This window comes from uncultured Campylobacter sp. (genome assembly GCF_937981295.1).
In the GTDB taxonomy this organism is placed as follows: Bacteria; Campylobacterota; Campylobacteria; order Campylobacterales; family Campylobacteraceae; genus Campylobacter_B.
Window position 1 is genome coordinate 1 of record NZ_CALJPC010000079.1, and the last position, 10,133, is coordinate 10,133.

Below are 10,133 nucleotides of genomic sequence, written 5' to 3' on the forward strand. Positions count from 1 at the left end.
GTCGCCATTTAGATCATATGCCTTTAAAGCCTCATATCCATTGGTCGCCTTTTATTCGTAAGTAGTATTTGAGATGGTATGATTACCGAATAGCTCATTTCCATTGTCTATTTTACCGGACGCTATCCCCCTATCCCTCAAACAGATCAAAATTTTATCTGCAAACTGCCCAAATTTTAAAACTCAGCTTTTTGCAATGGGCGATTTAGAATTTTAGAAAGAGCGGTGCGGAAGCGAGGATAAAATTCATCCGCTTTGCGTAAATTTTACGTCGTAGTATTCGAGCAGAAGCGGAAAGCAAAAGTAAAATTTAACGGATAGCGCCACATTTTTATGTGTACTTAAACAATACGATTAACGCTAATACTTTTTCCTAGATACTAGATATTAAAGTTGTCCGCATTAAATTCGCCATCATTTTCGCGTAGTCTTATTTTACGCAAACATGCGATGAAATTTCAAAATTTCAAATTTTACGCCGCAAATTCCTAGCTATTGCCGCGCACTTGTATTGTTATATATGATTTAAATAGTGGCAAATTTAGTCTCGAGCGATTCTAATATCTCGATCGAAGCACTGTATTAAATTTAAAATTTATCTCAAAAAAGAACCTGTCTTAAGGACTCGATAACCGATCAACTTACTCCTTCGCGCGCCAAAACGACTTTGAAGGTTTTTAAGATAATAACGATGTCGTTCCAGATTGACCAGTTTTTCATATACCACGTATCCATGCCCGCCCTGGTCGCAAAATCCACGTCGCTGCGCCCGCTCACCTGCCAAAGCCCCGTAATACCGGGCTTGACGGCGAGTATGAGATCTGCGTATTCGCCCATATCCTTGCGCTCGTATTGCGCGCACGGGCGAGGACCTACGATGCTCATTTCGCCCTTTAGGACGTTGATCAGCTGCGGAAGCTCATCGAGCGAACTTCTGCGCAAAAAATCGCCCAGCTTCGTGATCCGCGGATCGTGCTCGTATTTGTGATATTTTTCAAAATACTCCACCTCTTGCGGATTTTGCTTTAGATACTGAGCTAAAATTTCGTCCCCGTTTTCTTTCATCGAGCGAAATTTCAGGCATCCAAACGGCTTACCGCCGAATCCCATTCTTTGATGCGAAAAAAATATGCGCCCGTCCGGTTCTTTTAGCTTCATCATCAGCGCGATTACGCCGAAAATCGGTACCAGCAAAGGAAGCGCTAAGAAAATTAGCGCCAAATCAAGCCCGCGTTTAAGCGCTAAATTTAGAGGACTTTTCAGAGAATTTCGTATCGCAAAGAGGCTGGTGCGTGATGCAAAAACGCTGTAAATATAGGTCTGCGTGAAGTCGTATGAACGCAGCACGGGGGTGAATAAAATTTCTTTATTTTCCCTGATGTTGCTCTCGATGAGCTCGTTTAAGGCGCTTGCTTCGAGCCTGCTTCCACCGATAAATAGTACGTCGTAATCCCTGCCTAGCGCTCTTACATACCCAAGATATGCGCTTCCTAAAACAGCGCTTTCAAACTCCTCGCCCTCGCCTAAAATTTTCGCCCTCTTTCGCCATAATCCAAATTTAAAAAGCTTCCTTTTCGTTATGAGCTTAAAAATCGGCAAAACCACCGCCATAAAGGCAAAGCTCAAAATAAAGCTGGCGCGCGAAAATTCATAATTGACTTTGATTAAAGCAAGCAGCGCGAGACTTAGCAAAAGCCCCAAGAAGCAGCTTTTTACTAAAATTCTACTCTCGTGCCAAAAATCATACCGCCTCGAATATATCCCCTGATAGAAAAACAAAAATATCATTATGACGTAGGACGGCGCAAAGCCCTGATACCTGCCGATGTCCAGCAGTACGCTATCGCCGTAAAGCAGATTTTTAAGCACCACAGCAAGCCCGAAGCAAAGCCAGATGCCGAAAATATCGACCGCCAAGATTATCAAAACGCAGAGTTGCTTTTTCATCCTAGCTCCTATTAAAATCATCTTGCAGGCGCACGATATCGTCCTCGCCGGTGTAGCTGCCGACTTGAGCTTCGATTAGCACGACGGGAATTTTGCCCTCGTTTGCGAGGCGGTGGACCTCACCCATTCTAATGAATGTCGATTCATTCTCGCGCAGCAAGAAATTCCGCTCGCCCACGGTCACGGTCGCAGTGCCGCTAACGACGATCCAGTGCTCGTTGCGATGATAGTGCTTCTGCAGAGATAGTCGCTTGCCGGGCTTTACGACGATGCGCTTGATCTTGTAGCCGCGCTCATCTTCGAGCACCGTGTAGCTACCCCACGGGCGGTGCGTCGTTACATGCACGCGCGCCAGATCGCTATCTCCGAGCCGCCCTACCACCTGCTTTACCTTTTGGGTAGAGCCTTTTTTGCATATGAGCAGGGCGTCTTTGGTATCGACGATAGCGAGATCCTCGACGTCTATGGCGGCTATCGTGCGGCCCGAGCCGATGATGAGATTGTTTTTGGAATTTAGAGCGATATTTTGCTCGCTTGCAGTGTTGCCGTTCGCGTCTTTAGGCAGTTCGGCGTCTAAACTATCGAAGCTTCCCAGATCGCTCCAGCCGATATCTGCGGGCACGACTTTAGCAAGGCTCGTATGCTCCATAACCGCGTAGTCGATGCTATCTGCAGGGATCTCTTGCATATCGCCTAGTTTAATTCTAATCGGATTTCCCGCGTTAGAATTTTCGTGCGTGCGAACGCAGGCTTCGTAAATTTCGGGGCTGTACGCCTTTAACTCGCTTAAAAATACGCCAGCTTTAAACATAAACATGCCGCTGTTCCAGTAAAAATTCCCCGCCGCTATGTAGCTTTGCGCCGCCACAAGCTCAGGCTTTTCGTGAAATTTTAACACGTCCTCGCCGCTTGCTTCGATATAGCCGTAGCCCGTATTTGCCTCCGTGGGCTTGATACCAAACGTCACCAAAAACCCCTGTTTTGCAAGCTCGCGCGCGCGCAAGACGCTGTTTTTATACGCCGTCTCATTTCTAATTAGATGATCGCTCGGCGTTACGAAAACGATCTCCTCGACCTTTAAGCTCAAACACGCAAGCGCGATCGCAGGAGCCGTGTTTCTGCCGACGGGCTCGAGAAGAAATTTTACGCCGCGCGCGCCCAAGGCCTCAAGCTGATCGAGCGCCAAAAAATACTGCTGCTCGTTCGAGACGACGAGCGTGCTCTCGCATAGCGGAGAGTTTCGCTCGTAGCTCATCATAAAAAGCGAGCGGTCGTCAAAGAGGCGCACGAACTGCTTGGGCATAAGCGTGCGGCTGATGGGCCACAGCCTCGTGCCGCTGCCGCCGCTTAGGATTATATTAGTCATTTAGGCCATCCTTAAATTCATCATATTTTTTCTCGACGTAGCTTTTGATCTCAGCCTCAAAGCGCGCGCGCGAAAATTTTAAAGAATTTTCTCTGATTTTTACAGGCTCAAATTTATCATAATTTTGCTCAAATTTAGCTACGGCGGCGAGCAGTCCCCTTGCATTTTGCTCCATAAAATACAGTCCGCTCTCGCCATCGCGCACCGTCTCGCGGGCGCCGCCACGCCCGAAGCAGATCACCGGCGTACCGCATGCCTGCGCCTCCACCGGCGTAATGCCGAAGTCCTCCTCAGCGGCAAAAACAAACGCCTTTGCCCGCCCCATTAGATCCGTCATCGTTTCATCGCTAGCAAAGCCCAGAAGCTCAACATTTTTACCCGCTTTTGACTTGATTTTTGCCATATCGGGCCCGTCGCCGATGACTAACAGTTTTTTATCCGTCTGCGAAAACGCCTCTACGATGAGATCGATCTTTTTATACGGGACCATGCGCGAGGCGGTGAGGTAAAATTCCTCTTTGGTTTCACGCAGCGTAAATTTATCCACGTCCACGGGCGGATAGATGACGTCGCTGGGCTTGCCGTATGTTTTTTTGATACGGCGCGCGATGTAGCGGCTGTTTGCGACGTAGTGATCCACGCGGTTTGCGGTGCTCGCGTCCCAAAGCCTAATTTTATGTAAAAAATACTTTGCCAGCACGCCCTTTAGACCGCGATCCAGCCCGCTTTCGCGCAAGTACTGATGATACAGATCCCATGCGTAGCGGATCGGCGTGTGCACATATGCGATGTGAAGCTGATTTGAGTGCGTCAGCACCCCCTTTGCGACAGCATGTGAGCTAGATAGCACGACGTCATAGCCACTTAGATCAAACTGCTCGATCGCGAGCGGAAATAGTGGCAAGTAGTTGCGGTATTTGTCCTTTGCAAAGGGCAGCTTCTGGATAAAGCTCGTGTGAGCGTGCTTGCCTTTTAAAATTTTATCTCGATCGGCACCCTTTAAAAAGTCGATGAGGCTGTAAATTTCAAAATCATCCCAGATATTAGTAAAACTCTCAACGCATTTTTCTGCACCCGCATAGGTGCTAAACCAGTCGTGGATAAGGGCTTTTTTCATTGCGACTCCCTAGTTGATCTATTTTCAAATATCTGCTCGTAAATCTTTTCCACTTTACGAATCATAACGCCGATATCAAATTTATCTTTAAAATTTAGCAACGCTTCGGCTTGCATTTTACCGTATATTTTCTCATCGTTTAATAAAATTTCTATATCTCGGCACGCCTGCTGTGCGTCCTCAAACAAAAATCCGCTTTTGCCGTTTTCTACGACTTCGTTATTTCCCACGACGTTTGTCGCCACTATCGGGATACCGAGCGACTGCGCCTCTATGAGCGCATAAGGTAGCCCCTCCCACCTGGAAGTAGACAGATAGACATCCGTAGCGGATAGATACGCGGGCACTTCGTCGGTAAAGCCCGTAAAGATTATATTTGCGCCGTCTTTTTGCGCCATAGATTCAAATTTTGCCCTATCGTTGCCGTCCCCGAGCCACAAAAAAACGATGTTTGAATTATCTTTAAAATTTTTGGCTATCTCGTACGCCAAACTCATATTTTTTTGATATTCAAATCTTGAAATAATGGTAACTACCTTTTTGCCTGACAGATCAAATTTTATCTTGGCATTATCGTCTTTTAAAAGAGCTTTTATGCCGTTATATACGACCTCGCTCTTGCTTTTTTTAAATAATTTAAGCTTTAAACAAACGCTATTTTCGCTATTTGAGACATTTATAAATTTATCGGTAAATAGTGCTAAAAATCGCTCTAAAAAAATATATGCATTTCTTTTCAAAAAACCGTATTCTCCGATATGAACGCCGTGTAAAGTGTGGACTATTTTTAGCCTTGGATTTAAAATTTTAAGTATCCGCGAATAGATGCCAGCACCCTTACCGTGAGAATGAATTATTTTTACATCTTTATCTTTTATGAATTTATTCAGTCCAAGGAGCTTTTTTACGCTAAATTTCCTATGCGGCAGAGCAAATATATCTTTAACCTTTTTTGACTCGTTCCACAGATCATAATAAGGCCTATCTTGCGGACAAGCAAGGTATATCTCTATCTCGCTGGATAAATTATTTATAAGCAGATCGACGTGTTTTGGCCCTCCTCCGTGATCAGCTCTAAGCGTAATAAATAAAATTTTCATTTTTCTTTCTTCGGTGGCAAACTGGCAAGCAACTCCTTAAGTCTGCCTAGCCACGTCATTTTTTCCAGATCAAGAGCTCGTCTCTCTTCTTTGTTTGAAATACAGCTTAAAAACTCCTCTTTATCTCCCGCAAAATGTACATAATTAGCCATATCCTTAATCTGCTCCCACTCTACGCTAACAACTTTTAATCCGCAAGCTAGATACTCATACATCTTTAGCGGATTTATACTATTTACTAAATCAGGATAATCCTTAACATTAAAAGGAATTATACCCACCTGCGAATTATATAAAAACGCAGGAATTTTATTATACGATATAGCTCCCAAAATATGCACGTTTTTTAGCTTCCTAAGCAAGGATAGATCTTTTTGCTCCGGACCTATTATAATAAAACTATAATTTGGCAAATTTTTAGCGCAATAATACACTAAATCCACATCAAACCAATCGTGTATTGCCCCTACGTAAATTACCCTAGGCTCAGAGATATCTTCAAGCTCCTGCGGCAAAGACCTATCGGCGGTCCTAAAAAAATCCAAATCGATACCATTCGGCAGATAGTGCATTTTAGATTTATCTTTTATTTGATCGTATTTTTCTTTTAAATTTTTCGCCGTATAAATGACTGCATTTACCTTATTCGCGATCTTTATCTCGGCGTCAAACTGTGTGTCCGAAACCGCGCCGAAGCCTTTTGAGTAATCAGCTATCCTTAAAATCGATTTTTTATAAGTTATGGTATCTAGCAAAAAACCAAACAATGGGCTATCGAACCACAATATATCAACTTCGCCAAAACCCCGCTTCTTTATAAAATTTAATAAATTTGGATACGTAAAATTTTGCCAATTATTTAAAACAAAATTTGACGATAAAAATGGTCTATTTTGAGGTGTAAAAAGAGAATGTGGAACATAATAAAAAATGCCCCCCGCACTTTCGCCTCCTTTGTTATAAATCCTTTCCCGCTCTTTTAATTCGCTACTATTTGCAAAAATTTTATGTATCGGCGAGATAGGATTTGAGATAAAAAGAACCTCATATCCTAGCTTTTTAAACGCTCTAGCATAATGATGACTGCCGACCTGAAACGGCGAAGTATAGTAATTCGCAACAGCCATTAAAACTTTTTTAGACATTTTTCATCAACCTTCCATACCCATTTGAATAAAACTCAAATTTACTATAATAAAATTCCCTGTTTGCCATATCAATAACCTCCAGCCCGCCCTCTTTTATCTCAAATTTTCTAATAATTTTTACGCCCTTGTATTCTGCGGCTAGGCTTATAAAATTTTCTCCGAAATCCGCCACTTCGCATCTACACTCCGCAAACATTCCAAATAGTCCTATCGCCCCCTCACCCCAACTATTTTGTTCCAAATCGCCTATAATCGGCACGTTGTGTGCCTTGACACTTCTAAATTCATTCCTCCTGCCGGGGATCGGAGTATAAAGATAGGTACCGGGATCCCTCGCTATGTCACGACCATCTATCCACAACTCGTAGCTCAGTTTGTCGTTGTGCGTATGCCCGCCGTGACCCCTTTGCCCGAGCGGCGTAGCGCAGACGGCGAGGTAAAATTTATCTGATTTAAAGATAAAAATCCTGCTGTCTGGATAAAATATATTTTTGATCTCTTGCGAATATGGAATTTTAAATTCCATACTTTTTCGGTGCGGCAGTTCACCGAATTTCACGCCCGAGGCGACCTGTCTTTTGTATGTTTTATCGCCCACTTGCAGCGTGCGCCCCGCAAGAGCTCTCGCAAAACTCCTCTCAAAGCGCATATCATTTTTAAATATCTCATCATCGAAAATTCCGCCCATACAGCTAATTAGCGTGGAGTGGTTTAAGATATTTTCGTCCCAAAAGGGCTCGTCGCTGCCCTCAAAGCCGCTTAAATTTAGATATTTTCGCGCGGCTCGTTCGTTGCTCAAAAACTCGCCGTTTGGGCTAAATTTGAAAAATCTACCGCTGTCGTTATCGCCGAATTGCGGCACTTCACCGTTTGGCTTTGTAATGTCTGCGGTAAATCTGCCGATTTTATACAGCCTGTCCACAAACCACTGCGGCAGCGCGATTTTACCGTCCAAAATTTTAAATTCCTGCTCCTCTAGAGGCAAGAGTTCTGGTTTTTTACGCCAAAGCTTTGCGTCGTAATTTTTTAGCGACGAAATTTTCTCGCTTTTTAGACCCAGTATCAGAGCCGTAGCATACGCCATTAGCTCGCCGCTTAGGCGGTGATAGCTCGTAGAACTCTCGAAATTTCCGCCGTCTTCGTAAAATTCCTTTTTCATTTCGCTAATTACTTCTTGCACGGCAAACGCCAGCCACGCGTCTGTCTCGCCGCCGTCCAAATACGCGCACGCAAACAGCAGGCCCACGATGTCGCTTAGATAGTGATTTGATGTAAGATGCGGCGAATATTCCAGATTATTTACGATATGGAGAGCGTGCTCATAGATGCTATTTGAAAAGGTCTGCCTGAAATTTTGATCCAAAATTCCGCCCTCATCCATCTGGCAAAACATATCGTAAGCAGCCAGCATATTGGCAACTCTAATTCCCACATCCATCGTACAGGTCCAGTTTACGCCCATTCGAGGCGGATTGTTGCGGATAAAATCTAAAATTTGGTTTTTAAATTCCTTTAAATTTTGCTCCTTTAAACTCGGATCCGCCATCGCAAAAATAGCAAGCTGCGGCAGATGCTGCAACCTCGCAAGCTCCCACGGCACCTTTATATCGCTGCCGGGCTTATGGGCTATGCGTTGATCTTTGTACCATTTTTTTTCGCTCCACCGAAAGCCGCTTTTGAAATCCTTCTGCCAATCGATCGGCTCGTAGCCCTCTGGCACATTCGCGGGCGCTGTGACATTCATATCGTATTTGTAGCCCTCAAGCCCGAGCGCCGCGCTATCATAGCTATTTTTTACCCAGCCGCTACCGAGCAGATCAAATTTATGCTCAATGTACATTTTAGATAGATATTTTGCGGCATCCGGATCGATATTTGATACATCTAAATTTTTTATATTTATATAGCTAGTTTTTATGGTCGGAACGTTAAAATTTATGTGAGTATTTTTATTTATAAAATCAATGCGACGTTTGATAAAGTTATTTAAAAAAACAGTTATTTTATTAAATAGCTTTATCAAAACTATGCGAAATGGAGTAGAATATAGTCGCTTTAGATAATATAACATTATGCTTTCCCTATACGCGGACAGCTTTTGTATTCTTTGATTGCCCTAATAGCCAACCAGCTATAAAAAATCAGAGTTAATAGAAATAATAAAACTTCCGATAGCATGTTAAATATTTTAAATATATAAATTATACTAGGAAAGAATAAAAATAACAAATAATAAAAATACCCTAAAAATAATTTTGGATATATTTTTTTGGAAACTATCATATATACAACGAATCTAAAAAATGAAATAACCGCTATACAATATATAAAGAAGTAAAAATCAAAATAATATGCACAAAACAAAAGAGAAGATACGCTTAGCGCTCCTACAAATATCTCCAAATAAGAAAAATAATGACTTTTCCCAGAAATCTGAATATTTAATTCAAGAATTCTCGAAATCAATGTGCAATATCCGCTGAATAAAAATATGAATAGGAAGTGCTGATACTCTATATATTTCTCTCCCGCAAATATATATACGGCATAATATGAGCCCAAAATAAAAATGCACATCATAAATCCATATCCGTTAAAAATTATATTAAGCATCATCTTATAGATTCCGATAAAATTTTTTTCCTTATAAAATTTAAGGACTCTCTGAGAAAAAACTATATAAAGCGGATCAAACATAATATAAATAGTTGATGCGATTTTTTGATAAACCGAAAAAATTCCATTAAATTCTCTATTTAAAAAAACTTTATCAATGATAAATTGCGGGCTTAATGATGATAGGTATGACCCGACAATACCGGGCGCAATTTTTATGGAAAATAAAAAGGAATTTTTTATGATGTGATAATTTACGCCAAACAGCCAACCTTTAATAAAAAAGCTAAAATAACTAACCAGGGAGACAACTGTGCTAGAAAACAACATAGCATATATTATATTGATCGCATTACCCCCTATATCGTAATTTTTTATAATAAAATAAAATATAATTGTTAAGAGTATCTTACTAATTATAATTACTCCATATTGCATATCCTTTTCTTCCAACCTTTTTTGATACTGTATAAGATATATCATGCTATCAGAAAATGACAAAATAGACAAAGCAATAAAAATTTTCCAACTCAATAAATTAAAATAATTTATAATACACAATAACAATATACCCATAATTACATGAGAAAGAAATGTAACATTAACGATGCCGCAAAATAATTTATATCTGGATTCTTCTGTAGAATATTCGTAGTAATATCTTGCGTATCCGGATTTAAATTCTAGCGATAGTAAAAAAGATAAAAATACATATATAGTCATGTACAGTCCATATGCACCCATATCATTCATGCTTAAAGTATGAGCAATATATGAAAAAAATAGTACAGATAAAATTTTTTCAATCATCAAAAAAATAGTATATAAAGATATCGTCT

Annotated in this window: 7 protein-coding genes; all 7 read right to left on the minus strand. The window is 41.5% G+C overall.

What is annotated here, in order from left to right; translation table 11 throughout:
* Positions 1-636 precede the first annotated feature (636 nt).
* Genes Q0135_RS07275 through Q0135_RS07305 form a run of 7 tightly spaced genes read right to left on the minus strand, consistent with a single transcriptional unit; the run spans position 637 to position 10,038 of the window.
* Positions 637-1,947, minus strand: a complete 1,311-nt coding sequence (locus tag Q0135_RS07275) for a sugar transferase (protein WP_297989507.1) — start codon at positions 1,945-1,947, stop codon at positions 637-639.
* A gap of 1 nt (position 1,948) precedes the next feature.
* A complete protein-coding gene (locus tag Q0135_RS07280; RefSeq protein ID WP_297989509.1) occupies positions 1,949-3,313 on the minus strand; it encodes a mannose-1-phosphate guanylyltransferase/mannose-6-phosphate isomerase in 1,365 nt (454 codons plus the stop codon).
* Positions 3,306-4,430 carry a glycosyltransferase family 4 protein gene (locus Q0135_RS07285; RefSeq protein ID WP_297989511.1) on the minus strand — a complete coding sequence of 375 codons (1,125 nt, stop codon included), beginning with the start codon at positions 4,428-4,430 and terminating at the stop codon, positions 3,306-3,308. The genes Q0135_RS07280 and Q0135_RS07285 overlap by 8 nt, the downstream gene beginning before the upstream one ends.
* Positions 4,427-5,530 carry a glycosyltransferase gene (locus tag Q0135_RS07290; protein ID WP_297989513.1) on the minus strand — a complete coding sequence of 368 codons (1,104 nt, stop codon included), beginning with the start codon at positions 5,528-5,530 and terminating at the stop codon, positions 4,427-4,429. The genes Q0135_RS07285 and Q0135_RS07290 overlap by 4 nt, the downstream gene beginning before the upstream one ends.
* Positions 5,527-6,675: a glycosyltransferase gene (locus tag Q0135_RS07295; protein WP_297989515.1), complete on the minus strand. Its 1,149-nt coding sequence runs from the start codon at positions 6,673-6,675 to the stop codon at positions 5,527-5,529. Before Q0135_RS07295 ends, Q0135_RS07290 begins: the two co-directional genes overlap by 4 nt.
* On the minus strand, positions 6,668-8,749 hold the full coding sequence (locus Q0135_RS07300; protein ID WP_297989516.1) for an alginate lyase family protein: 2,082 nt from the start codon (positions 8,747-8,749) through the stop codon (positions 6,668-6,670). The genes Q0135_RS07295 and Q0135_RS07300 overlap by 8 nt, the downstream gene beginning before the upstream one ends.
* Positions 8,749-10,038 carry a hypothetical protein gene (locus Q0135_RS07305; RefSeq protein WP_297989517.1) on the minus strand — a complete coding sequence of 430 codons (1,290 nt, stop codon included), beginning with the start codon at positions 10,036-10,038 and terminating at the stop codon, positions 8,749-8,751. The genes Q0135_RS07300 and Q0135_RS07305 overlap by 1 nt, the downstream gene beginning before the upstream one ends.
* Positions 10,039-10,133: the final 95 nt, after the last annotated feature.